General features: G+C 60.5%; 21 protein-coding genes, 2 pseudogenes and 1 riboswitch. Of the genes and pseudogenes, 13 read left to right on the plus strand and 10 right to left on the minus strand.

What is annotated here, in order from left to right; all coding sequences use genetic code 11:
- Positions 1-769: 769 nt before the first annotated feature.
- A pseudogene (locus NKI25_RS13665) lies at positions 770-1,048 on the plus strand (integrase core domain-containing protein); the annotation flags it as partial.
- A gap of 124 nt (positions 1,049-1,172) precedes the next feature.
- Here NKI25_RS13665 and gmd read toward each other — a convergent pair.
- The 3 genes and pseudogenes from gmd to NKI25_RS13680 form a co-directional block, all read right to left on the minus strand.
- A complete protein-coding gene (gene gmd / locus NKI25_RS13670) occupies positions 1,173-2,243 on the minus strand; it encodes a GDP-mannose 4,6-dehydratase (protein WP_023718702.1) in 1,071 nt (356 codons plus the stop codon).
- Between the two features lie 68 nt (positions 2,244-2,311).
- Positions 2,312-2,691, minus strand: a pseudogene (locus tag NKI25_RS13675) (nodulation factor ABC transporter ATP-binding protein NodI); the annotation flags it as partial.
- Positions 2,692-3,130: 439 nt separating this feature from the next.
- Positions 3,131-3,535 carry a hypothetical protein gene (locus NKI25_RS13680; protein WP_352479097.1) on the minus strand — a complete coding sequence of 135 codons (405 nt, stop codon included), beginning with the start codon at positions 3,533-3,535 and terminating at the stop codon, positions 3,131-3,133.
- Between the two features lie 797 nt (positions 3,536-4,332).
- Here NKI25_RS13680 and NKI25_RS13685 point away from each other — a divergent pair.
- The 5 genes from NKI25_RS13685 to NKI25_RS13705 all read left to right on the plus strand — a co-directional run bounded on the left by NKI25_RS13685 (position 4,333) and on the right by NKI25_RS13705 (position 10,853).
- The gene (locus NKI25_RS13685) at positions 4,333-5,322 is read left to right on the plus strand and encodes a nodulation protein NodZ (RefSeq protein WP_352726134.1); all 990 of its coding nucleotides are present in this window, start codon (positions 4,333-4,335) and stop codon (positions 5,320-5,322) included.
- A 242-nt stretch (positions 5,323-5,564) separates the two neighbouring features.
- Entirely contained in the window at positions 5,565-6,980 is a 1,416-nt protein-coding gene (locus NKI25_RS13690) for a mannose-1-phosphate guanylyltransferase/mannose-6-phosphate isomerase (protein WP_352622068.1), read from the plus strand.
- Positions 6,981-7,655: 675 nt separating this feature from the next.
- Complete coding sequence (locus NKI25_RS13695) at positions 7,656-7,952, plus strand: DUF4917 family protein (protein WP_352824710.1); 297 nt, start codon at positions 7,656-7,658, stop codon at positions 7,950-7,952.
- Between the two features lie 237 nt (positions 7,953-8,189).
- Positions 8,190-8,648 (plus strand): (2Fe-2S)-binding protein, encoded by a 459-nt coding sequence (locus NKI25_RS13700; RefSeq protein WP_352467057.1) that lies wholly within the window; start codon positions 8,190-8,192, stop codon positions 8,646-8,648.
- Positions 8,649-8,651: 3 nt separating this feature from the next.
- On the plus strand, positions 8,652-10,853 hold the full coding sequence (locus NKI25_RS13705; protein WP_352824674.1) for a xanthine dehydrogenase family protein molybdopterin-binding subunit: 2,202 nt from the start codon (positions 8,652-8,654) through the stop codon (positions 10,851-10,853).
- Positions 10,854-11,682: 829 nt separating this feature from the next.
- Here NKI25_RS13705 and NKI25_RS13710 read toward each other — a convergent pair.
- The 7 genes from NKI25_RS13710 to NKI25_RS13740 all read right to left on the minus strand — a co-directional run bounded on the left by NKI25_RS13710 (position 11,683) and on the right by NKI25_RS13740 (position 17,332).
- Positions 11,683-11,919 carry a thiamine pyrophosphate-dependent enzyme gene (locus tag NKI25_RS13710; protein ID WP_023679460.1) on the minus strand — a complete coding sequence of 79 codons (237 nt, stop codon included), beginning with the start codon at positions 11,917-11,919 and terminating at the stop codon, positions 11,683-11,685.
- Between the two features lie 224 nt (positions 11,920-12,143).
- Positions 12,144-12,737, minus strand: a complete 594-nt coding sequence (locus tag NKI25_RS13715) for a HupE/UreJ family protein (protein ID WP_352578212.1) — start codon at positions 12,735-12,737, stop codon at positions 12,144-12,146.
- A 34-nt stretch (positions 12,738-12,771) separates the two neighbouring features.
- On the minus strand, positions 12,772-13,323 hold the full coding sequence (locus tag NKI25_RS13720; RefSeq protein ID WP_352587442.1) for a hypothetical protein: 552 nt from the start codon (positions 13,321-13,323) through the stop codon (positions 12,772-12,774).
- Positions 13,324-13,325: 2 nt separating this feature from the next.
- On the minus strand, positions 13,326-14,534 hold the full coding sequence (locus tag NKI25_RS13725; RefSeq protein WP_352578214.1) for an agmatinase family protein: 1,209 nt from the start codon (positions 14,532-14,534) through the stop codon (positions 13,326-13,328).
- A gap of 10 nt (positions 14,535-14,544) precedes the next feature.
- Entirely contained in the window at positions 14,545-15,354 is an 810-nt protein-coding gene (locus tag NKI25_RS13730) for an ATP-binding cassette domain-containing protein (RefSeq protein ID WP_023679465.1), read from the minus strand.
- On the minus strand, positions 15,351-16,229 hold the full coding sequence (locus NKI25_RS13735) for an ABC transporter permease (RefSeq protein WP_352998634.1): 879 nt from the start codon (positions 16,227-16,229) through the stop codon (positions 15,351-15,353). Before NKI25_RS13735 ends, NKI25_RS13730 begins: the two co-directional genes overlap by 4 nt.
- Positions 16,230-16,267: 38 nt before the next feature.
- Positions 16,268-17,332, minus strand: a complete 1,065-nt coding sequence (locus NKI25_RS13740; RefSeq protein ID WP_352907707.1) for a putative urea ABC transporter substrate-binding protein — start codon at positions 17,330-17,332, stop codon at positions 16,268-16,270.
- Positions 17,333-17,433: 101 nt separating this feature from the next.
- Positions 17,434-17,549: riboswitch (guanidine-I (ykkC/yxkD leader) on the minus strand.
- Between the two features lie 381 nt (positions 17,550-17,930).
- On the opposite strand from NKI25_RS13740, the gene NKI25_RS13745 reads away from it, so the two are divergent.
- The 7 genes from NKI25_RS13745 to NKI25_RS13775 all read left to right on the plus strand — a co-directional run bounded on the left by NKI25_RS13745 (position 17,931) and on the right by NKI25_RS13775 (position 23,450).
- Entirely contained in the window at positions 17,931-18,575 is a 645-nt protein-coding gene (locus tag NKI25_RS13745) for an NADPH-dependent F420 reductase (protein ID WP_352998593.1), read from the plus strand.
- On the plus strand, positions 18,568-20,067 hold the full coding sequence (locus tag NKI25_RS13750; protein ID WP_352998594.1) for an aldehyde dehydrogenase family protein: 1,500 nt from the start codon (positions 18,568-18,570) through the stop codon (positions 20,065-20,067). The genes NKI25_RS13745 and NKI25_RS13750 overlap by 8 nt, the downstream gene beginning before the upstream one ends.
- Positions 20,064-20,834 carry a type 1 glutamine amidotransferase domain-containing protein gene (locus NKI25_RS13755; RefSeq protein ID WP_352998595.1) on the plus strand — a complete coding sequence of 257 codons (771 nt, stop codon included), beginning with the start codon at positions 20,064-20,066 and terminating at the stop codon, positions 20,832-20,834. The genes NKI25_RS13750 and NKI25_RS13755 overlap by 4 nt, the downstream gene beginning before the upstream one ends.
- A gap of 145 nt (positions 20,835-20,979) precedes the next feature.
- Positions 20,980-21,324 carry a hypothetical protein gene (locus NKI25_RS13760; RefSeq protein ID WP_023679472.1) on the plus strand — a complete coding sequence of 115 codons (345 nt, stop codon included), beginning with the start codon at positions 20,980-20,982 and terminating at the stop codon, positions 21,322-21,324.
- A 75-nt stretch (positions 21,325-21,399) separates the two neighbouring features.
- Positions 21,400-22,194, plus strand: a complete 795-nt coding sequence (locus NKI25_RS13765; protein ID WP_352623095.1) for a helix-turn-helix domain-containing protein — start codon at positions 21,400-21,402, stop codon at positions 22,192-22,194.
- 70 nt (positions 22,195-22,264) lie between these two features.
- On the plus strand, positions 22,265-22,456 hold the full coding sequence (locus tag NKI25_RS13770) for a YdeI/OmpD-associated family protein (protein ID WP_031212580.1): 192 nt from the start codon (positions 22,265-22,267) through the stop codon (positions 22,454-22,456).
- Positions 22,457-22,640: 184 nt separating this feature from the next.
- Positions 22,641-23,450, plus strand: coding sequence for an MBL fold metallo-hydrolase (locus tag NKI25_RS13775; RefSeq protein WP_023679475.1), 810 nt, complete (start codon positions 22,641-22,643; stop codon positions 23,448-23,450).
- The last annotated feature ends 114 nt before the right edge of the window (positions 23,451-23,564 follow it).

Consider the following 23,564-nt stretch of genomic DNA (forward strand, 5'->3'; position numbering starts at 1 on the left):
AGAGCAGCCGCTGACGCACAGGGCTGCACTTGCGATGAGTGCTCCAATTTTCATGTGAATTCCCCCAAACAAATATTGGGGCGAGTCCGACCTAGAAGTCCAGAGTTTTGTTTTTCACTTTGCTACGATCCACAGCATGCTGCGGCTAGCTGGCATCCACTGCAACCAACCCTTCCGCCGGTCGTTGACTGATGCTGGGTTGATCTCAGCCACTCCAGAACTTGCCCGCTGGCTCAAAACCGGCGGGCTTTTTTTCCGCGACGCCGGAGGCTCTATCTCGCCGCATGTTGTGGTACATCGGCACGCCGTCATCGGGCCGTGCCGTTGACCAAGGTGGTCCCTCCGCCATGGTCGGCCGGCGCAGCCTTGACCGTCCGCGCGGGCGATCCCAATCAAGCCCGCTGGCTTCGGTCGGCGGCTTTTTATTTGATGCCCGGCGCCGTCGGCTTGGATCTAGATCCTCGCCAGTGCCGGATTTGAAGGTAAGCTGCGGCGGTATGATCGCACTTCGCGCGGGACGGACCATTGGTGTGCAGCAAGAGCGCCGAGTTCATTCGGCCAAGATTCTGCACTAGGCCGAGGTAGGTGAAGGCAGATAGCTATCCGGTAATCGCTGAGATATTGGAGATAATGTTCCCCCATGGAGGTGTGTACCAGTATTATAAGTTTCCAAACTTCATGTACGAACGCCGTGGACGAGCTGCTGTGTGCGCTTGCTGTAAATAGCTTCCGCGAGTTCACAGTCGGAGGTTGGCTAGGACCCTAACGCGAGAGCTTCAACGGCCCCCTTCGCGATGAACTCCTCAACGAGACGCGGTTCACGTCCCTGGCCCAGGCCCGCGCGAGGCTCAATGTATGGCGCGCCGATTACAACGGCGCGCGTCCGCACTCGCACATCGGATGGCAGACACCCAACGAATGTGCATCGACCTTCAACCCGCGACGGTCGCTCGCGCTGCGCAACGTGAAACGCTCCGCGCCAGCACCCGTCGCGTCCACCGGCCATCAGGGCAAATCTACCCCCGGAAACGAACTCACGACTGGATAAAATTTGGGGGAAACGTCAGGGCGGCCATAACTTTGCAGTCTTCAGACGCGAGGCGGCCTACAACAGCGCTGCCCACCATGCTTGTGGCCCGCGACCCACACGGCTTTTCCCTTCAGATCGTACATTATGCTTCCTTCATGATTACCGATGTCTGCATGACCTTGAGGTCTTCCCGCACCATTTCCGCGGCGAGCTCGCGCACGGATGTCTCATGCACCCAGCCGAGCTTCTCCTTCGCCTTGGTGGCATCGCCCAGGAGAAGATCGACTTCCGTGGGGCGGAAGTAGCGTGGGTCTACCTGGACTAGGCATCTGCCGGTCTCGACATCATAGCCCTTTTCGTCGACTCCCTCACCACGCCATTCGAGCTCGACGCCGACATCTTCGAAAACCCATTCGACGAATTGGCGGACAGGGGTCGTCTTGCCCGTCGCCAGCACGTAATCATCCGGTTGATCCTGCTGCATCATCATCCACATACCACGCACGTACTCACGCGCATGGCCCCAATCGCGTTGAGCATCGAGATTGCCGAGATAAAGCTTGTCCTGCTTGCCGAGGTAGATAGCAGCGGCGGCGCGGGTGATCTTGCGCGTCACAAAAGTTTCGCCGCGCAGTGGGCTTTCATGATTGAAGAGAATGCCGTTGGAAGCATGGATACCATAGGCCTCGCGATAGTTGACCACGATCCAGTAGGCGTAGAGCTTGGCGGCGGCGTAAGGGCTGCGCGGATAAAAGGGCGTTGTTTCGTTCTGCGGTACGGATTGCACGAGGCCGTAGAGCTCTGAAGTCGAGGCCTGATAGAAGCGCGTCTTGTCCTTCAGACCGAGGAGGCGGATCGCCTCAAGAAGTCGCAATGTTCCGATACCGTCGGCGTTTGCTGTGTATTCCGGCGTTTCGAACGACACCTGGACATGGCTCTGAGCGGCCAAGTTGTAAATCTCGTCTGGCTGGGATTCCTGAACTACTCGGATGAGATTAGTCGCATCAGTGAGGTCACCGTAATGCAAAATTAGGCGCGGATCGGGATCGTGCGGGTCTTGGTAGATGTCTTCGATGCGACCCGTGTTGAAGGAAGAGGAACGTCGCTTAATCCCATGAACGACGTAGCCTTTTTCCAGCAGAAGACGCGTGAGATAGGCACCATCCTGTCCCGTTATGCCCGTAACCAGAGCAACTTTCCTGTTCTCGCCCATTTTCTTCCTGCTCTATGGTAGTTGAAGTTTCGAATCTGGCTCGCCACACCGGCGGCCCGCCTCATACCCTATGGTAGGATTTCGACAGATGCGGCGCGGAGCTCGTCATTGACAGTGTCAGCCAGCGAGCACGCCTGCTCCTGCTTCGAGGCATAGCAAAACAGAGTCTCGCCGCTAACCTGCCTAAGTCGCACATGCGGCCTGAGTGCCGAACTCAGCTCACGGGGTTAGCGACATAGATTTCAATCACGTCGCACCCGATTTGCTCATCAATCAGCGAGTTAGGACGCCCTTCTGGGATTCTACATCCGTTCTCAAGCACGCACAGTCGGTTGCATAGCCGCTCCGCTTCTTCCACGAAGTTGGTGGCCAGTAGAATCGTATTGCCCTGCGCCAGCAGGGCACGTAGCCGTTCCCAGATAAAATGGCGAGCATGTGGGTCCAAGCCACACTAGAACTCCAACATCCCTCTTTTGCGCTGACCAAGTAATCTTTGCCTGCTTCAGCATCTTCTAATGGAAATTGTTTTGATCAGTGAAATCGATTGTTTGGATGAGGTGCATCCATAAAATGGATTGTTTGACAGGGCAGCGCGGCACCATCGGCGGCACAAAGTCGTGGGCGCGAGGTTTCGCTCCGCGCGAAGACAAAGTTCGTGGCAGTCGGGGGCTTCGGGCGAACCGCACATCTGAGACGGCGGCGAAAAGCCGGATAGGGCATTACGTATTGACCTCCAAGAAATTTCGGGCGCGCTAGCCCGAAAACGGTGGCTGGGCTTCAACGATGGGCGGGACGAGGCGACCATCAAACTGTGTTTCATACTGTAGGCGATCGCAGTGCGGCGAATTTGAACGGCCGCCTTTGCCAGCCCTCGCCATCGCATCCGGCTACAGGTGCCGAAGATCTTCTCGATCCGAGTACAAATTCTGTGGATCGGTTGGTTCCAGGCGTCGAGCTTTCGGCCTCGTCGCGCCCCCACATAGCGGTTGCGACGATGCGCGGCCTTCCACCCTTGGCGCGCACCGCGTCGCCGAGATGATTGCCTCGGTAGGCGCCGTCGGCAAACACTTCGCCGGGATTGTCGGGCAGAGCATCAGGAACGGCGTTGCCGTCCTCGGTGTGGGCGCCGTGACGGCGATCTCCTCGACAAGGGCCGTATCGGCGTAGGCACCGAAATGGGCTTTGAAGCAATGAAACGCTGGTCGGCGCTTGTACTTGACCCAATGGCCCTCTTCATCATCTTCGCTGGCCGAGGCGATGATCGCCGCATCGACAGGCGTGCCGATCTTCACCTGGATCGCTGAACTGGCGGGGGATCTCGGCGAACAACAGGGTCATGAACCTCAAGGGCCTGTCGAAAACGGACGAGAGCGGGTTCGCACAGGTGTCGGCTCTGACACCGAGAACCCGCAGAACCGTCGGAACGATCCTCCACATGGCTGCAGACGCCAAAATTCCTCTCTCGGCCATCGTCGCACAGCATCGCGTGCCAGTCGCTCAGTCCAGCCGGCTCGAAAGCTATCCGGCAGGAGTTGCGCCATGTTGGCGCACTTGAAAGCGTCAGAGGGCGCCGTGTCGCATCTTTCGATGGGAGCGGACGCCATGATGGCCATAAATGGACGTGGATGGCCTGCGCCTGACATTCGACGGCTGGCGGGTCCTGCACATCCGTCCTTCAGGAAACGCCCGCAAATGACATGTTACGTTGAGGCAGTTAAGAATTGGACTTGAAAAAGGGACTTTGTGGACTGCCTCGACCGGCTGTTTCGCTTAGCAAAGCGCGGCCCCACGTCAGCAGAGGCTCATGGTCAAGGAACGCCTTAGTATCCATCACATGGATGGGCCACATTCACGCAATCAATTTTACACATGTCGCCGGGCGCATTAGAGAACGCTGAATTTAAACCGGAAGCGAGTGTACCCGGCGTCAAGATTTGCGAGCGTCACAGAGATAAGGATAGGCAGTGCTGAGGGAGCTCTTCTGCCCCACGCGCAGCCTCTACCAAATCGCCCGGCGTAACGGTCGACTAGTATCGATTAGAGATCCCAAGCCAGATGCAACCTCGTCTCTGAAACGAGATTTCCGAAAATGCAGGTCAGTGGATTGGTAAAGCGCAGGTTCGTCGTCTCTCAGAGGCGTACGGGGTTCGGTGATTGTCTGTGGTCGCTGGCGGCCGCTTGGCGCTACGCTCAGCGGTCGGGACGAACGCTAGCCGTCGACTGGCGCGGGTCCTGCTATCTCGACCAACCCTTCGCAAATGCCTTTCCGGTGTTCTTCCAACCGATCAATGACATCGCTGGCGTACCGGCTATTTGCGACGACCGGATCAACGACTTTTCCTTCCCGGGTCCATTCTTCCCGGAGTGGTGGAATAGGCCAGCGATCGACTGCCTTTACCGCCCAGATGAGCAGATTTTCCAAGAGCGCGACGAGTTGGGCGAGCTCTTTCAGGCCGAACACGATGTCGAAGCGAACACAGTAGTGTGTGACGCTTGCTTGATGTGGCGCTGCGATGAGGATGCCGAGCGGCAGGTCTTCCAGAGTGTCAAGCCTCGGTCTGAAATTCAAACACGCATAGATGCCATTTACCAAGAATGTTTTGAGGGGCACAGCATCATCGGGGTTCATGTTCGACATGGTAACGGTGAAGACATCATGGACCATGCGCCCTACTGGGCCGATCCGGAGTTCGCCGTTCGACAAGTGTGCACTGCGGTTGATAAGGCTAAAGCGTTACCGCACCCCAAGCCTGTGCGGCTGTTCTTGTGCACGGACAGCGCGCAAATCCTGGATCACCTGTCGGCCAGGTTTCCCGATCTTCTCACCGTCCCCAAGCATTTCCGATCCGATCAAGACGGCCCCTTACACACTGCAGCACTTGGGATGGACGGCGCAATTTCCGCCCTCGTTGAGATGTATCTTCTCGGGCGCTGCGATACTGTAATTCGGTTTCCTCCGACGAGCGCCTTTACACGATATGCACGCCTTTTCGTACCACGCGTAATTGAGTTCGATCTGAAGGAGCCAAGTCGTTTGATTTTGATAGAAGACAGCCAAAGAATCTCTGGTCTCAGTTAAGACCCGTCACCTGCACAATTCGGCGGATGCAACCAACAGGCATAGTTGAATGTCCATTTCTCATCGAGGCCATGGAAGCGTCGTACGATACCGATAGCGTCGTCGTCTGAGGCCGTTCGGCAACGCGCCAGAACTTCGCTGTTACTCGGAGGCCGCAGACCAAGCCAGAGCGACGGCGATCGTGACGCTAACGCTCGAGAGGGCGCGGGCAATCACTCCAGCGACGAAATCGAGGTTGTTATATGAAAGTGGTTCCCGTCATCATCAGCGGCGGAGCCGGATCGCGGCTATGGCCCGCCTCAAGGCAATCGCACCCTAAACCTTTCCTCAAAGTGGCAGACGGGCATTCACTGATGCAGCACACTGTGTTGCGCGTCGGTTCGATAAAGGGCGTAGTGGAACTCGTCGCCGTGACATCTGGGGAACACCTCTTCCTTACCAAGGACGAGTTCGACGAACTAGATTCCGTGGTCCTGCCACGCACCTTTCTGCTCGAGCCTGAAGGCCGGGATACGGCCGCAGCCGTTGCGGCAGCCGCCATCCATGCCAAGGCAACGCAAGGCCCTGACGCGATTCTATGCGTCTTCCCAGCCGATCACATGGTTGGCAACCTGCCTGCATTTTTAGACGTCATGTGCCGGGCCATCGAACATGCGAAGCTCGGGCGGATCGCCACATTGGGCATCACCCCAACCAGACCGGACACGGCATTCGGCTATATCGAAGCGGATGGTGAGAAAGTCGTCCGTTTCGTTGAAAAACCGGATCTGGACACAGCCAAAGCCTATGTTGCGTCCAAGCGCTTCTTCTGGAACGCCGGCATTTTCTGCTTTAGCGCACAAACCATGCTCGACGAGATGGCATCGCATTGCCCCGCGGTGATCCAGGCCGTCTCCGACAGCTACGAGAACGGCCGCTTCAGTCAAGGCGAAGGCTTTGCCAAAATCGAACTCGCGCCTGAGCATTTCGGCTCCGCCCCGCGAATCTCGCTCGACCACGCTGTCATGGAGAAGACGAACAAACTTGCCGTGGTTGCCTGCGACATGGATTGGAACGACATCGGATCCTGGAACGCAATGGCCGATTTGATCGCCGCCGACGAAAGCGGGAACAGGATACGCGGCGATGTGCATATGGTCGACACGACCGGCAGCTATGTGAGCTCCGACAAGCGCGTCATCGGCACGGTCGGTGTCAGCGATCTGGTGATCGTCGATTCCCCGGACGCTTTGCTTGTCGCATCCCGCGACCGCGTTCAGGACGTCAAGAAGCTGTTCGAGGGCCTCAAGGCTTCAGGACATGAAGCTCACCTGGTCCACAGCACGGTACACCGGCCGTGGGGTACCTACACGGTTCTTGAGGAAGGCGAGCGCTTCAAGATCAAACGCATCGAGGTGAAGCCCGGTCGGCGGCTGAGCCTGCAGATGCACTATCATCGTTCGGAGCACTGGGTCGTGGTCAGCGGCTCCGCGAAAATCGTCAATGGCGAGCAGGAGTTGTTCCTGGCGACAAACGAATCAGCCTACATCCCCTGCGGCCATAAGCATCGGCTGGAGAACCCAGGCAGAATTGACCTAGTGATCATTGAAGTGCAGAGCGGCGATTATCTCGGCGAGGATGATATCGTTCGCTTCGACGACGTATATGGTCGAACGTAGATTTCACCCGCATGACGAGAACGGTCAACGTGTCGCTGACTAATTACCACTAGGAAGGCCGTCTGCCCACTCAGGACCGGATGCTTGTGGAATCGGGAATTGACCAAGGCAGCGGCGAATGACCGCAATCGGCATCAGGGTGGGACAAATCAACCGGAAAAGACCGGAGAGCATAGTAACGCAACACAGTCCCACTGTCGAATAGCCTTTGACATTTCTGACTTTCCAAGCACCCTCAGGGCCCACCAAAATTATATCAATGGCTTATGGCCGACTTCGCTCTGAAGTGGGCCAAATCGACCTCGCTATCCCCGCAGCACTCAGTTTGATTGTTTTCGCATGAAAACGAGCAAGGACAGGGGGAGGGCGATCTTGTGCTGGCTTCTATGTCCAATCTTGCTCCTGTTCGTCGTCAGGTTGTGTGCAGCCACATAGCGCGGCTATCGCGAGGCTGGAAGGCCTCCGATCGATAGGTGCGGCGAACGGCGGCAACGAGGTGCGAATAGGATGGCTGAGCGTATGATCGAGAATACCGCAGCTGCGGTCTAGCGCGAAATGCAGCGTCTGTGACTCATCGGTCATTGCAGCGCGATGAACCGGAAATCATGACCCTAAGCCGCCCTTCATCAGCCCACCAGCGCCCAGAAGAAGGCGAAGATCCGTCACAATGCCTACCTGTACCAAGGCTTCAAGCAGTTCACCGCGAATGTGAAGACCGCCAGCCAGTGCTTCTTCATTTTCGGCCATTCGCTCGCTACGAATGACGACCACATCCTTAACCGCATAGCGCGTGGCAAGTTTCGCAAGCTCTGTGTTAGCATCTATGGTGAACCAGCATCCGCGGATAACCAGCGGATCATGAACCACGCGAACGAGCTAGCGGTGCAGCGCAACGAAAAATCGCCGCTTGATGTCGTCTTTTATGATGCTGCTACAGTTCATGTCTGGGGTTTAGGCTTAGAAGCGGAATGACTGCCAGCCAGGTCATCGAGCCGGAAACTGACCGGCCGGTCGGCCCAAAAATGACATTCAGTTGCCTCCAGCCTTTCGACACGAGCCACTTCACGATCTCGCGATTGCCAGCTAGCGGCTTGTTGCTCGAGCTGCGCGATCCTAGTCTGTGGTCGCTATGCCTCAGCAAGAAGAGTCCGGTTCCTAGCCGGGCGGAGGCGCAACGAGATAGCCAGCTCAGGACAAGGAGAGCAAGCCATGGTCGCTTTTACCCTCAATGGCGAGGCGCGAACACTCGACGTCGATCCAGAGATGCCGCTGCTCTGGGCGATCCGTGACGGCATCGGACTCACAGGAACGAAATTCGGTTGCGGCCTTGCCCAGTGCGGCGCTTGCACGGTTCACGTTAACGGCATGCCGACGCGCTCGTGCCAGACCGCAGTCGGCGACATCGAAGGAGCCTCGATCACCACCATTGAGGGCGTGTCGGGCAAGATCGGCGAAACGGTCCAGGCCGTGTGGGCCGAGTTCGACGTACCTCAATGCGGCTATTGCCAGTCTGGCCAGATCATGTCGGCCGTGGCCCTCCTGACAGAGACGCCGAAGCCGACGGACGATGATATTGATTCGGCGATGAGCGGCAATCTCTGCCGCTGCGCCACCTATCATCGCATCCGCGCGGCCATCCACGAGACCGCCAACCGGCTGGAGACTTGAGGCATGTTGCAGTTTCTCCCGAAGCATAATGCCGTGGGGCCCACGCGCCGCCAGTTCCTCCTCGGCACGGCCGTCACCACCGCGGGCCTCGCCGTGGGCTACCGGCTAATGATGGCCGCGCCCGCCAACGCACAAACGACGCCTGCAGCGGTCCAGGCGAACCCCTTCCAGACCTATCTCGAGATCACACCGGAGAACCGAATCGTCATCCACTCGTCGCAGTTCGAGATGGGACAAGGCTCCTATTTCGGCATCGCCACCCTGGTTATGGAAGAGCTCGACGGCGCCTGGGCGCAGGTCCACGTGGTCGGCGGATATGGCAATACCGCGCTCTACGGCAATCTCGCCTGGGGCGGGGCCGCGCAGGGAACCGGTGGCTCCACGTCGATGAGCTCGTCGTGGGAGCGCTACCGCAAGGCGGGTGCTGCCGCACGGGCCATGCTGGTGGCGGCCGCGGCGCAGCGGTGGGACGTGCCAGCCGGCGAGATCACAGTCGCTTCCGGGGTCGTGTCGCACGCCTCAGGGATGCAGGCGCGCTTCGGTGACCTGGCTGAAGTCGCAGCGGGAATGCCGGTTCCCGACGACGTGCCGCTAAAGCCGCGCGACAAGTGGGCCCAGATCGGATCGGACAGCCTCAAGCGCTACGATTCCGCCGGCAAGACCAATGGCGCGCAGACCTACACGATCGACCTCAAGATGGATGGACTCAATACGGCCGTTATGATCCATCCGCCGAAGTTCGGCGCTGAGATCGAGAGCTTCGACGCCTCCAAGGCCAAGGCACTCGACGGCATTGTCGATGTCGTCCAGACGCCGCGCGGCATTGCCGTGGTCGGCAGGGACATGTGGACGGCGCTCAAGGGCCGCGATCTCGTGGAGGTGACCTGGAACGAAGAGAAGGCCGAAAGGCGCGGCACGGCCGAGATCATGGCCGAATACACTAAGGCAGCAGACGATCCGGGCGCGGCCACCGCGCGCGACGACGGTAACACTCCCGCAGCGTTGGCCAGTGCTGAGAAAGTCATCCAAGGGCACTACGAATTCCCCTATCTTGTCCATGCTTCGATCGAGCCACTCAACGCGGCCGCCCGAATCAACGAAGACGGCACCATCGACGTCTGGGGCGGACACCAGATGCCCGACCTTTATCAGGCGGCTGCCGCTCAAGTAGGCGGCACCACGCCGGACAAGGTGAGGCTGCACGTGATGAAGACCGGCGGCAGTTTCGGCCGCCGAGCGGTCTCGGACGCAGATCTCATTATCGAAGCTGTTTCCACAGCGCGTGCACTGGGACCCGGCAAGCCAGTGAAGGTGCAGTGGACCCGCGAGAACGACATGCGGGGTGGGCGGTACCGGCCGGCCTATGTGCACGCAGTCAAGGCGGGACTCGACAAGGAAGGCAATGTCGTCGCTCTCCATGACCACATCGTGGGCCAATCGATCGCGGGCGGTTCGCCCTTTGCGGCGATGATCGAGAACGGCATCGATCCGACCTCCGTGGAGGGCGCCACCAACCTCCCCTATGCGATCCCGAACCTGAAGGTCGAGCTGACCACCACGGACGTGAACATCCCAGTGCTGTGGTGGCGTTCGGTAGGCTCCACCCACACCGCTTACGCAATGGAAACCCTGATCGATGAGCTCGCCGCCGCTGCGAACCGTGATCCGGTCGACTTCCGCTTGTCGATGCTCGGTGACCATCCACGGCATGCCGGCGTGCTGAAATTGGCTGCTGAGAAGGCAGGCTGGGACAAGCCTCTGCCGGAAGGCCGTTTCCGCGGCGTGGCCCTGCATGAAAGCCTCTCGACCTATGTCGCCGAGGTGGTGGAGATCACCTTCAACGATGGAAATGATTTCAAAGTCGACCGCGTCGTCTGCGCGGTAGATTGCGGCACCGCGATAAATCCTGACCAGATCCGCGCTCAGATGGAGGGCGGTATCGGCTTCGGGCTAGGCGCCATCCTCCAGGAGGAGCTGACCCTGACGGGCGGTGTCGTAGACCAAGAGAACTACGACACCTATATGCCGCTCAGGATCGAGCAGATGCCGCGCGTCGAGGTGCACATTGTGCCGTCCGACGAGCCGCCCACGGGCGTTGGCGAGCCGGGTGTGCCGCCGATCGGCCCGGCCGTCGCCAACGCGCTACGGGCGGCGACGGGCAAGACGATCCGCAAGCTGCCGATCATAAAGAACTTGTCAGCATAGCCGGGAATGACACCATGAAAACGGCCGCGATGAAGATCGCGGTCGTAGGTCGTTTTTGAACGCCTCCTGACAGGCGATCACCTCCTTTCGATCAATTTCCGGCGGCTGCCCGGTCCAATATCCGGTTTAGAGACGGTAACCCGTGTTCTGAACGACCGCAGACGGTCGTTGGTGCTGGTAGCACTAAAGAACCGCTTTCGAGACGCAAATGCCGCACGCAAATGTCTCGAAAGGGTCACGCTAGAGACTTTGTACCAGCTAGTTGCATGTCTGCTATCGCTTTCTGGGCGCGAGAAGCGGCCGGTCCTCTGACGGCCCCATAACAGGACATTGATGTCTTCGCGCTGAGCGTCAGCAGTTGGCGCTACCGCGACCTTTCTCAGGAAGGCTGCACACCGACGCGATCTTCCTTTCGCCTTGCGCAAACCTCCCTTCCGAGTGAGGCGTTCAGTGCGTCGGCTTGGTGGACTGAGGCACTTCTGAGTGGGACAACAACATTGAAAAACATTGGGAAAGATTTGAATGCTCTGAAGTCCCACTGATCTCTTACCAATTGATTTTTATGGCTTTCTGAATACCCTCCGGGCCCACCATTGTTATTATTTATCAATGACTTAGCGGTGTGTTTTGGTTCGGGTAGCCAAGTAATAACTGGCGAACCGCCGTCCATAGCGTTTGATTTTATTGACTTATGGTGGGCCTCCGGAGGCCGCAGATGTGTTGCCAGCCGCCGGTGGAGTGTCAGGATCGTTTATCAAGTGCTTGAACGACGCCGGCACGGTGTTCGGAATAGAAATCCGCCCATAGTCCCGTCGCAATCAACCTCGAATTACTGTCTGGATGCTACATCGGCCATCGCCGCACCCCACCCTGCGGCGATCTCGTAGCCCATGCGTGAGAAGCCGAATTCGCGATCGAATTTGTTCGGCGCTTTGACACGCCAGTTCTTCATGACCTCGCCCGGGAGGCCGCCAGCAGCGGTGACGACCAAGTCACGCTCGCCGGCGCGGAGTTCACGACGGCGATCATTTGGCGTAGCTGGGAACAGGCCGGCGACGTCAGGCAAGACCGTCCGGCTGCACCTAGGAAGTTAGTCGCGACCCACGGCGGACCGCTCCGTACGCGCGCGCTGCGTACGGCAAGCTGCTAGCCTCAATCTCCGGATGAGATCAGAGTCGCTCAGACCGGGTCTTCAGGATCTGGTACAGCACGTTTCGGATGCGCTGCCAAACGGTTAGCCGGTTGATCACGCCTTCGCCTCCTGTTCATCGCAGATGAATGGGCTGCGGTTCAGATGATCTGTGCCGCCAGCGCCACGCCGACCAACGACGTGCCGACCCCTGCCGTGCGGATGGCTCGCGGCCAGCGCCGAAGTGTTAGGGCGGCTAACGCGCCGGTCGCGTGAAGAGCCGAAGTAGCGACCACGAAGCCGACCGCATAAGCGATGCCGCTGGCCGTCTCGGGAATTTCGAGGCCATGGGCATTGCCGTGGAAGAGGGCGAAGAGAGCGATCAGCGAGGCGGCCACAGCGAGCGGAAGCGGCTTGGCAAGCGCCATCATGGCGCCGAAGACCAACAGCGATAGCGTTATGCCGGTTTCCAGTGAGGGCAGGCCGATGCCGGCGATACCGAGCAGGGCGCCAGCGACCATCGCCGAGACAAAGCACGACGGCACGATGATGATCCCCTTGCCGCCGGCGCGAGCGGCAATGATGCCGACAGCCATCATCGCCAATAGATGATCGATGCCGGCCAGCGGGTGCTGAACGCCGTCTACAAACCCGTGGGCATGAAAACCGCCGCTATGGGCGAAGGCCAACGAGGGGATGAGTGTTGTGGGGGCTGCCAGGGCGAGTCTGCCGAAGAATGAAAGCGTTCTGTTCATGGTTCTGGACCTGTTTGATAGGAGTGCGATCGGTTCAAGGCCGGTGCTCATTGTCCGCCCCTGGCATGGTGAATTGTGCGGCGCCGGACCTCTCGGCCAGAAGCCGCGCCTCGCCGAAGTCAAGGGGCGTTTGTGCCTTGCCGTTGTGGTAGACGAAGGCTAGGCGGCGCCGGCGCGACGTCAGTTTCGCGGGCAGCGGGTGATAGGTGACGCCGGCGCCACCAATCAGCGGCATGACGGCGCCGACATCGACCATGTCCTGCGTCTCGACGCGCAGAAGATGCAGCCGCACGCCGTCGGCGGTCTCGCCGACGAACGGAATCCCGGCGAGGCGCAGGAAACTGGAGGGGTCGGGCGCCCGCGAAAACCCTTCGAGAAACGCGATCTCGAGGAGATCGAGATCCGTCGCCGGCGCGTCGGCGGGTTCGGGCGCATGGTCGTGCGGTAGATGCGGTGTCTGCCATTGCAACGGCTTGCCGGCCGGCCCGTTGTGGCCGACGGGGTGGGGATGGTGATGATGACCGTTCGGCTCGTGATGGTGACCGTCGCCATGGTCATGGCTGTGGTGGTGATGATCATCGTGCATGGTCAAAAGCTCGTCGGCTTGTCGATGATGGATTTGTGTTTGCCGAGATTGCCGTGCGCGACCATCGAGCCGAGCGCCTCGACGACAACCCGCACGCCAAACAGCGCCGTGATGTCTGACGTGTCGTAGGGCGGCGACACCTCGACCACTTCCAGTCCGCAGATGCCGGGCGCCGACACTAGCCCGAGCAGCTTCAGTGCCTCGCGCGGCAGGAAGCCACCGGGCTCCGGCCAGCCCGTACCCGGCACGAAACCGCAATCGATGCTGTCGACATCGAAGGAGATGTATACGGCGTCGGTGTCCTTCCATGCGAGCTCGAGCGCGATCTCCGCCGCCTTCTCCAGCCCCATCTGTTCGATATCGGAAATCGTCAGCACGTTGGTGCCGCGCTTCCGCGCCTCGGCGACGCCGTAGCGCGGCACCTGCCAGCCGCCGATGCCGAGCTGCACCAGATTGGTGGCCGAGACGTTCGGCAAGTTGGTTGCCCAGTACCAGGGCGTCGTGTGCATACGTTCGTCGAGATCCTTTTCCTGAATGTCGATGTGGCGGTCGAAATGGATGATGCCGATGCGCTTGGAGGTCACGTCGGCGATACCGCGCACGCACGGAAATCCGATCGCATGGTCGCCGCCGAGCATGATCGGCAGCGCCCCGGAAGAGGCGACATGGCTGACGCCCTTGGTGATCTGGTCGAAGCTCTTTTCGAGATTGGCGGGGATGGTGAAGACGTCGCCGGCGTCGCAAAGCGTCATCTGCTCGCGCAGGTCGACACCGAGCTCGTAATTGTAAGGCGTGTAGAGCGCCGAGATGCGGCGCATGCCTTGCGGCCCGAAGCGGGCTCCGGGCCGGTAGGTGGTGCCGCTGTCGAAAGGAATGCCCATGACGGCAGCGTCATATCTGCCGACATCGCGGACGTTCTCGACATAGGGCGCCTTGAGGAAGGTGTTGATGCCGGCGAAATGCGGCAACTCGCCTCGCGCGAATGTCGGGATCGACTTGTCGATGATCGAATCCGATCCGGGCAGGCCCATGTCGAGTGCCCATTTCTGTTCCTTGCGCCAGCCATCCTCGGGCAGCTTTCCTTCCGCCTCGATCGACTTCCAGCCCTGCATGTCGCGGATCTCGAAGTTCGGATGGTGGAAGCGTTGGCGTGGCTGGTGGTCGGTGAGCCCGGCGCGACGATGCCGGCGTTCTGGACTATCTCTGTGCATGAAACCTCCTTCACGACGCCGTCGTCGCGATTGCGCTATCCAGTCGGGTCGTCCCGACCATCGCGGCCACTTCGGCCACGTCTCGTGCGGAAGCCCGGTGCTTGCGGTCGAGCTTCAGATCGTAGGTGATCGTCGCGCCATAGGCGGACGGGAACTGGGGGTCGTGGCGCACCTTGTCGAAGACCAGCACGCGGGTGCCGAGCTTGAATGCCTCGCCGATATCGTGGGTGACCATGACCACGGTCATGCCGTGCTCGGTCCAGAGCTCGGTGAGCAGCTCATGCATCTCGATGCGAATACCGGGATCGAGTGCGCCGAACGGCTCGTCGAGAAGCAGGATCTGCGGCCGGCCGAGCAAGGTCTGCGCGATCGCCAGCCGCTGCTGCATGCCGCCAGAAAGCGTGGCCGGATAGAGATCGCGCGCATGGCCAAGCCCGACCCGTTCCAGCATGGTTTCGGCTTCTTGCCTGGCGCTTTTGCGCCTGGCGCCGAAGACGCGGCCGAACGGTCCGCCCGAACGGAAGTCCTCGACCAGCAGCAAGTTCTGCAGCGCGGTCAGATGCGGAAACACGGAATAGCGCTGGAAGACGATGCCGCGCTGCGGCGTCGGTTCCGGCACGATCGGCTGGTCGCCGACGACGACCACGCCGCCACTTTGCTGTTCCTGGCCAAGCAGGATGCGCAGGAATGTCGATTTTCCACAACCGCTGGCGCCAACCAGCGACAGGAATTCACCCGCTTCGGCGGAGACGTTGACCCGTTCCAGCACGCGGGCGTCGCCGTAGCTCTTCTCCAGCCCATGGACGAGGATCCGGCTCATCTGGCCCGCACCGGATGCGCCCAGGGCGAGATGATGTGAGAGAGCCGCACGAGCAGCCAGTCGGTCATCACCGCAAGCAGCGTGATCCAGGCGACGTAAGGCAGGATGACGTCCATCGATAGGTAGCGACGAACGAGGAAGATGCGGTAGCCGAGCCCCTCGGTGGAGGCGATGGCTTCTGCCGCGATCAGGAACAGCCAGGCCGGCCCAAGCGCCAGCCGTACGCAAGTGATGAGGCGCGGCATGACCTGTGGCAGCACCAGCCTGAGCACCATGGTCCAGCTGTTGCCGCCGAGCGTCTGTGCCTTGGCGACGAGCTCCGGCGGCAATTCCATCACCCGGTTGGCGATGTCGCGCACCATGACCGGTGCGACGCCGAGAGCGATCAAGGTGATCTTGGCCGTTTCGCCGAGGCCGAGCGCAATGAACAGGATCGGCAGCAGCGCCAGTGGCGGGATGACGCAGACAACTGTGACCAAGGGCAGCAGAAAGGCCCTGACGCGCGGGATGAAACCTATGGCGACGCCGAGGCTGAGCGCCACCAGCGTGGCCATGCCGACTCCGGCGAACAGCCTGATCAGGCTGGCATAGGTGTCGGCCCACAGGATCAGGTCGCCGGAGCGCTTGTCCGGCACTGTCGCCAGGTCTGAAAAGGCCGACCACATCTGTGCAGGGGAGGGCAGCAGCTTGTCGCTGGGATTGACCGCCAGCCTTTGCGCCGAAGCGAAGAGATAGGCAATCGCCACGGCGGCAAACGGCAGCGTCCCAAGCAGCAACGCTCCGCCGCGGGAGACCGTCGCGTTGATGATGCGAAGCCGCGCTTTCGGCCTGCTAAGTTGCAGGCGCGCGACTCCGGGACCTGCTGCGGCCTGCATGATGCCGGTTCCTCTGGCTAGCATGTCGCGCTCCCGCGTCAGAGCGTTCCGCCCGCTGCCTCTGCCATAAAGGCCGGATCGAAGCGCAGCTTGACGTTGTTGACGTCGCCCAGCGTCGAGCCATCGGGGAAGCTCATGCCGATCACGTCGACGCTCGGCGCGTTGGTACCAAGAATACCGTGGCTGAACAGGAAGTTGCGCACCAGATCCATGGTCTTCGGCAGTTCGGCGCCGTTGGTGAATGCGACCGCCTTGGCCGGCTCGAAAAACATCGCCGTTGATGCAAGCTGAGCGTCGAAACCGGCAAGATCCGTCCCCGACGCCTTGGCCATCTCTTCCTTGGCCGCCTTGCCTTCGGGCGTACCCGACGTCATCAGCGCCATGGCTTCATACCATGCACCGACAAGCGCCTTGCCCAAGGCCGGATTGTCCTTCAGCGTCGCGGTGTTGACGACCATCATGTCGATGATCTCGCCGGGGATCTCAGTCGAATCGAATACCTTGTGGGCGCCCGGCATGGCAGCGATTTCCGAGACCAGCGGATTCCAGGTGACGACGGAGGTGACGTCGCTGGTGCCGTAGGCAGCGACCATGTCGGCATCGGAGGTGTTCACCACCGTAATGTCCTTTTCGGCCAACTCCACCGTCTCCAGCGCGCGCGCAAGTAGGTAATGTGAGACGGAGAGCTCGACGAGATTGACCTTCTGGCCGGCAATATCCTTGAGCGCGGTCTTGTTCTTGAGGATGACCGCGTCGTTGCCGTTGGAGAAATCGCCGACGATCAAGGCCGTCGTGTCGACACCGCCGCCAGCCGGGATCGAAAGCGCATCCATGTTGGTCATCGAACAGCCGTCAAAGCCGCCGGCCGTGTACTGGTTGATGCTCTCGACATAGTCGTTGATGCGGGTGATCTCGACATTGATGCCGTATTTGTCGGCCCATTTCTTCATGATGCCGCTGTCGGAAAGATAGCCCCACGGCATCCAGCCGACATAGATCGACCAGCAAATCTTGAAGTCTTTCTTGGGCGCCGCTTGCGCGGCTGAGATGAAGGGGAGGCTGAGTGATGCGGCTAGGATGATTGTGGCCAGTTTGCGAAGCATTACATACCCCTGTTTGCGATCCGGATTGCGTCCGAACGTCTGTTGGGGGGTTCACGGAGCGCGCATCCGGGAGAGGTTCGCGCCAGCAAACCCGTGCAGGGTTCTCCCGGGATTTTGGCCCGCCGTGTTCCGCCAGATGCCTCAATGCATCTCAAGCGGTCGCGTCTCTTGGACCAGCACCGTGATCGACACGGCCGGAACCCTAGACGCTCTGCACATGAATAACGAAGCAAGGGGCGTGCCAGTCCGGAAAGCCGTCCTGAGGCGGCCTTTCCCCGGATTTGCAGGCAATCGCGTTATGCTGATGCCACAAAAGTCATCGCAACGCCGACGGATTAGGCAAGGAAAATCTAGCGTCAACCAATATGAGCAGGCTTGTGCCCTGGGGACCTCCGCTGATCGCACCCTGCTCTATGGTCGCCCACACATACATGCCCAATAGGGACACGTTCGGGAAGGGCGTGAGCGCGCGGCGGATCCGGATGCCAATTGGCGCCGACCCATGTGACGAGTGCGCCCGATCGTGCAAGGGCAATTCGTGAAATAAGCGCGACTGCAATGATGCTAGGCAAGCCCGATCGCGTGTCGGGAGGCAGTTGTGAAAGTTGCGATCATCGGACCAGGCTCGCTCGGGAAGGCCTTGGCGAAATGTCTTGGCCTCGCCGGGCACGAAATTCGCCTCAGCTTCAGTCGTGACGAAGGCAAGTTGCGCGCAATCGCGGCAACCCTCCGTGTTGGCTTCGGTGCCCCTGACGAAGTAGCGAGATGGGCCGACGTAATTGCCCTGGCGACGCCATGGCCGGCTCTCGAGCTGGCGATGGACGCGCTTGGCGATTTGTCGGGCAAGATCGTCTGGGACAATACCAATGCAGTCGCGCCTGACCTTTCCACGATGCTGCTAGGCACTACTACGTCTGTAGGCGAGGAGGTTCAGAGGCGCGCGCGGGGCGCCCTTGTCGTCAAGTGCATTCCGACCTTTGCCGAATTGCTTGACAGGGATGATCCGCGTCTCAACGGCGATCCGGTGACGAGCTATGTCGCCGGCAATGACGCAGATGCCAAGGCGGCGGTTTGCCGGCTTCTCGCCGATCTGCCGACAATGCCGGTCGATGTCGGCGATCTCACGGCCTCGCGCCTGATCGAGCCGATGATGCTGCTATTGGTCCAGCTCGCCTATCGGCGCGGGATGGGGCCGACAATTTCCTTCAATCTCATTCGACAGGACGGACGGACTCATGACTGATTATCTACCCGCGCGGCGCAAGGCGATTCCAGTAGGACGTCTGCTGATCGATGGCCAATGGCGCGATGCCGTCAGTGGCGAGACTTCGACGACTTTTGATCCGACCACGGAGGCGGCGATCACCGATATTGCGAAGGCGGACGTCACCGACACGAGCGATGCCGTCGCGGCCGCGCAGCGGGCTTTCGAGCAAGGACCCTGGGCGCGGATGCATCATGAGGAGCGCGCCAAGATCCTGTTTCGCATCGCCGATCTAATGGACGAGCGGGCCGAGGATTTCGCGGTGCGCGAGGCGATGGATATGGGTATGCCCTATCGCGATTTCCGCGATATCATCATGCCGCACTGCTCAGGACTGTTCCGCTTTCATGGCGGGCTCGCCATGAGCGCGATGGACGGCGCCTATCGTACCAGCTACGAACCAAATATCAGGATCCTGACGCGGCGCGAGCCGCTCGGTGTGATCGCTGCGATCACCCCGTTCAATTTTCCCCTCGCGCTGTCCTGTTCGAAAATCGCGCCGGCACTCGCGGCGGGTAACACGGTCGTTCACAAGCCTGCGACCGACACGCCCCTGACGGCCCTCGCCTTGGCGCAAGTGATCCTCGACGCGGGCGTGCCGCCAGGCGTCTACAATCTCGTCACCGGCCCGGGCGGCACCATCGGCGACGCGTTGGTCAACGATGCCCGCGTCGGCAAGATCGCCTTTACCGGGTCGACCACCGTCGGCCAGGGCATCATGCGCAACGGTGCCGGGACGATGAAACACCTGACCATGGAGCTCGGCGGCAAGAGTCCCAATATCGTTTTCGCCGATGCCGATATCGATGTCGCGATACAGGCAGCCTTCTGGGGCATCTTCTGGAACAAGGGCGAAGTCTGCGTCGCCGGATCGCGCCTGCTGGTTGAACGCGCCTGCTATGACGAGGTCGTCGAGAAGCTGAGCGCCATGGCGAGGTCGGCGACGCTCGGCGATCCGCTGGACCCTGCGACGATGATCGGGCCGATCGCATCGCGGGGCGAGTATGACAAGGTCTTGAGCTATGTCGAAGAGGGCAAGCGCACCGCGCGACTGGCCGCGGGCGGCGGCACCCGCCAGGTCAACGGCAAGGGCCTCTTCATCGAGCCGACCATCTTCGCCGATGCGACCAACGACCTAAGGATATCGCGCGAAGAGATTTTCGGCCCTGTCCTGCCGGTGATTCCATTCGACAGCGAGGAGGACGCGATCCGGATCGCCAACGATACGAGCTACGGGCTCGCCTCGGGCATCCAGACCAGCGATCTCGGCCGCGCCTTGCGGCTCGCCGACCGGATCAAGGCAGGCACGGTCTGGCTGAACTGCTGGCACAAGTACCATCCTAATTCGCCGTTCGGAGGTTTCAAGATGAGCGGCTATGGCCGCGAGCAGGGCCGCGAGGCGTGGGAAAGCTACACCCAATACAAGACGATTTGGGCGAATCTTGGCGAACCAGTCGAGATGGCGCGATGAGCGTGCGCGATTCCAACCCACTCGACCCGCGGCATCCTAAACGCGTCGCGATGGTCCTTTCAAACCCGGCTGTGTCAACCACCACAGGCTGGCCGGTCGGGTTTTGGTGGAGCGAGTTAACTCATCCCTGGCTCGCCTTCACCGAGCGCGGATATGCAGTCGCGATCTTCTCGCCTGAGGGCGGCAAATGCGAGGCGGATGCGTTGAGCGACCCGCGCGATCCGTCCGGCTATTCGGATACGGATCTGATCTCGCTCGGTTTCCTGTCGACGCCGAAACTGGCGGCGCTGGTGGAGACGACCCGGCCCATCGCAGAGCTGTCGGTCGACGCGTTCGACGCTATCGTCGTCGCTGGCGGCCAAGCGCCGATGTTCACCTTCGAAGGCGCAACTGAGTTGCAGCGGCTGTTCATCAACTTTTTCGCGGCCGGCAAGGTCGCGGCCGCCTTGTGTCATGGCGTCGCGCTGCTGCGCTACGCTCGCCTCTCAACCGGCGAGCTGCTGGCCAAAGGGCGCACTGTTACGGGTTTCGCCAATGTCGAGGAAGACTTCGCCGACAATGCCGTCTGGGAGATGGGCGCGCTGCCACACGGTACGCATCTGATGCCATGGCGGATCGAGGATGAGATGCGTGCGCTCGGCGCGAATTATGTTCAGGCCGGGCTGTGGCGCGATTTTGCCGTGCGCGACGGCAATTTGATCACCGGCCAGCAGAACTTCTCCGGAGCGGCGACCGCCCGTCTTGTCATCGAGGCGCTCGGTGGCTGAGGACCAAAGACCGCTCCTGTCGGTGAAGTTCGGGAGACAAACTCGCCGTCAGGGCGGGCGATGCCAAACGACATCGGCCCAATAGGATCCGGGTCCGTCCAAGAACTCCACCTCAAACAACCACTATCAGCAGCGAGGATGAACCATGGCCGTAGTGACGACACTTGATATTGCCGGCCTGACGGCCGAAGATTATAGCCGCATCCTCGATCGGATCGGCGTGGAGAAACGGCCCGCTGGCGGCATCTACCAGCACATCGCGCATGCCACAGACGATGGTTATCGCATCATCGAGATATGGGACGACAAGGCAGGCCTGGAGCTCTTCTTGCAGGACACATTGTTTCCCGCCGCACAGGAACTGCAAGTTCAGCGTGAAATGACCATTATGACCCAGACACTGCACAACATCTTTGTGCCCCGGATTGGTGAACTGACTGCCCTGGCAAATGATGCGCCTGGTGGACCAGTCAAACGGGCAAAAGTGTAGGCATCAAGGATCGAGGATGCGGCGATCGATCATCGAAGTCCTGGAGGAACTTGCGTCCGGACGCCCGGTACAACGATGGTGACCGCGGCAAGTGCAAAGAGGTTGTTCTTTCCTGCCGGCGACTATCGCCATGCGCCGGCCGGAGTCGTTCAGCTGCGTGTGATTCGCAGCGGTTCATCCTATGCAGAGATCGATCTTGGCCGCGGGCTGCGGCGCGTCTTCACCCGCCCCGGCGACCTGCTGCTCAGTCTTCCCGAGCGTGCCACGCGGTTCAAGATCGAGGAGCCGCGAGAGCTGACGATGATCACCGTTGACTCCGCGCTGGCGTCAAGGCTCCTGGTATCCGCAGGCGGGACCCCCGAGGACCTGGCAATCCTGACCGATCGACCGATACGCGATTCGCTGGTGGCCGAGTTGTGCCGACGCCTCGAAGGCGACCCGCCAGCCAACCCGATCGTCCGCGAATGGACGCTGGGCCTGGTTTTCGCGAACCTGCTCCGTCTCGGGCATGCACGCCAGCGGCAGCAGAAGTCTCCGGTCCTAACCTCGCAGCGGTTCGACCGGGTCCTCGCTGCGATTGACGGCGATCTGGAAAAGGGGGTGTCGATCGACCATCTTGCCGGAATCGCGGGAATACCACGACGCGCCTTCACCGCCGCCTTTCGCGAGGCGACGCAATTGCCGGTACATCAATTCATTTTACGCCGCCGCGTTGATCGCGCGGTCGAGCTTTTGGAAAATAGCGATCTGCCGCTGGCCGAGATTGCTCAGCACGCGGGTTTCACTCACCAGGCCCATATGAATCGCGTCGTGACCCGATTGAAAGGGCTGTCGCCAGGCCGGCTGCGGTCTCGCAGGCGCGACGGCTGACTTGTGATCTATTCCAGCATCAGGATTCGAATGGCGGAGATGTGAGTTGCTGAAACGTCCGTTGGCTAAGATGCCCGACAGTTTGCGTGCAGAGCTCGAGGCCGCAAATCTGATGACTGCTTTCGAGCAACGGCCTCCCTATCAGCGCAATGATTACTTGCATTGGATCGAGCGCGCCCGTCACCCGGAAACACGCCGAAAGCGCATAAATCAGATGATTGACGAGCTTACGAAGGGAGGAATCTACATGGGAATGCAATAAGAGCTGGCATCGCCGCGAAGCTAGCAGATCCGTCAACGATCATCTTCCGATCCGTGGCCTATCGAGATCGGGTGCTTTCCGCATTGATCTTCATCGGTTTCCCCACGCTTTTGCGCAGATTATGCAGGGAGCCAATAGTGACAATCGAACCTATCCTCCATTTTCGTTTGCGGCAGGTGGCCATATGATCGTGACATCGCAAACCAATAACGTGCTCGGCAGCACGTCAGGGAGGTGGCGCGTCTGGTCGCTCTCGGACGGTTACATCGAGATGCCGGCGGACCTTCTGCGGGACCCGCAGGATAATCCGGTGCCGCAAGCTGCGTTGGCAGGGGCGCTTCGCCTGTCTGTCAATTGCTTCGCGCTCGCAGGTCCAGGCGTTGACGGCGTTCTGATCGACAGCGGAGGAGGGGGCTGGGCTCCGACAGTGGGGCGTCTTGAGCAGGCCATGGCGGAAGCCAAGATCGACCCGGCTTCGATCACGGTCTTGGCGCTCACCCACGCCCATCAGGATCATGTGCACGGACTTTTGACCCCCGACGGCCGAGTGCTCTTTCCAAACTTGAAGGCGATCGCTATTCCCGAGGCGGCTGTGGGGAGCTTTTTCGCTTACGCGCACCTTGCGCAGTTCCGGCCCCTGCTGAAGCCTGTCCAGAATGGCGACCAGGTGGGTGAGCGATTGAGGGCGGTCGCCCTGCCCGGTCATGCTGCCGGTCATACCGGCTACGCGTTCGACTCGGACGAGGACCGTTTCCTATTCTTCGGGGACGTCGTTCATGTGCCGGCCTTGCAGTTCGGCAATCCCGCGTTCAGTTGGGGCTATGACGACGATCAGCTGACCGCGCGCGCAACCCGCCTAAAGGTTTTCAGTGACGCGGCCGAGGCGGGGACGTGGATCGCCGGCGCGCACCTTGGCTGGCCGGGCATCGGCCGCGTGCTGCGTAAGGGCGAAGCATACGGCTATGAGCCGGCAGGAGGACGAGTGACCGGATAGGCGGCCCGGTGCTGATCGGTTTATACCGCTCTCTTCGCCCAAGGCAAGGATCTCGACGAGCAGCGCGTCGCACTCCGGCGTCCTCAACGGCGGCGCTACCATCGTCCGGCCCAC

Source organism: Mesorhizobium sp. M0808, from assembly GCF_040320025.1.
Lineage (GTDB): Bacteria > Pseudomonadota > Alphaproteobacteria > Rhizobiales > Rhizobiaceae > Mesorhizobium.

Coding starts and splice junctions, on each gene's coding strand:
- gmd (WP_023718702.1), bottom strand. CDS start 2,243: ATGGGCGAGAACAGGAAAGTTGCTCTGGTTACGGGCATAACGGGACAG.
- NKI25_RS13685 (WP_352726134.1), top strand. CDS start 4,333: ATGCAGGTCAGTGGATTGGTAAAGCGCAGGTTCGTCGTCTCTCAGAGG.
- NKI25_RS13690 (WP_352622068.1), top strand. CDS start 5,565: ATGAAAGTGGTTCCCGTCATCATCAGCGGCGGAGCCGGATCGCGGCTA.
- NKI25_RS13700 (WP_352467057.1), top strand. CDS start 8,190: ATGGTCGCTTTTACCCTCAATGGCGAGGCGCGAACACTCGACGTCGAT.
- NKI25_RS13705 (WP_352824674.1), top strand. CDS start 8,652: ATGTTGCAGTTTCTCCCGAAGCATAATGCCGTGGGGCCCACGCGCCGC.
- NKI25_RS13715 (WP_352578212.1), bottom strand. CDS start 12,737: ATGAACAGAACGCTTTCATTCTTCGGCAGACTCGCCCTGGCAGCCCCC.
- NKI25_RS13720 (WP_352587442.1), bottom strand. CDS start 13,323: ATGCACGATGATCATCACCACCACAGCCATGACCATGGCGACGGTCAC.
- NKI25_RS13725 (WP_352578214.1), bottom strand. CDS start 14,534: ATGCACAGAGATAGTCCAGAACGCCGGCATCGTCGCGCCGGGCTCACC.
- NKI25_RS13730 (WP_023679465.1), bottom strand. CDS start 15,354: ATGAGCCGGATCCTCGTCCATGGGCTGGAGAAGAGCTACGGCGACGCC.
- NKI25_RS13735 (WP_352998634.1), bottom strand. CDS start 16,229: ATGCAGGCCGCAGCAGGTCCCGGAGTCGCGCGCCTGCAACTTAGCAGG.
- NKI25_RS13740 (WP_352907707.1), bottom strand. CDS start 17,332: ATGCTTCGCAAACTGGCCACAATCATCCTAGCCGCATCACTCAGCCTC.
- NKI25_RS13750 (WP_352998594.1), top strand. CDS start 18,568: ATGACTGATTATCTACCCGCGCGGCGCAAGGCGATTCCAGTAGGACGT.
- NKI25_RS13755 (WP_352998595.1), top strand. CDS start 20,064: ATGAGCGTGCGCGATTCCAACCCACTCGACCCGCGGCATCCTAAACGC.
- NKI25_RS13760 (WP_023679472.1), top strand. CDS start 20,980: ATGGCCGTAGTGACGACACTTGATATTGCCGGCCTGACGGCCGAAGAT.
- NKI25_RS13765 (WP_352623095.1), top strand. CDS start 21,400: ATGGTGACCGCGGCAAGTGCAAAGAGGTTGTTCTTTCCTGCCGGCGAC.
- NKI25_RS13770 (WP_031212580.1), top strand. CDS start 22,265: ATGCCCGACAGTTTGCGTGCAGAGCTCGAGGCCGCAAATCTGATGACT.
- NKI25_RS13775 (WP_023679475.1), top strand. CDS start 22,641: ATGATCGTGACATCGCAAACCAATAACGTGCTCGGCAGCACGTCAGGG.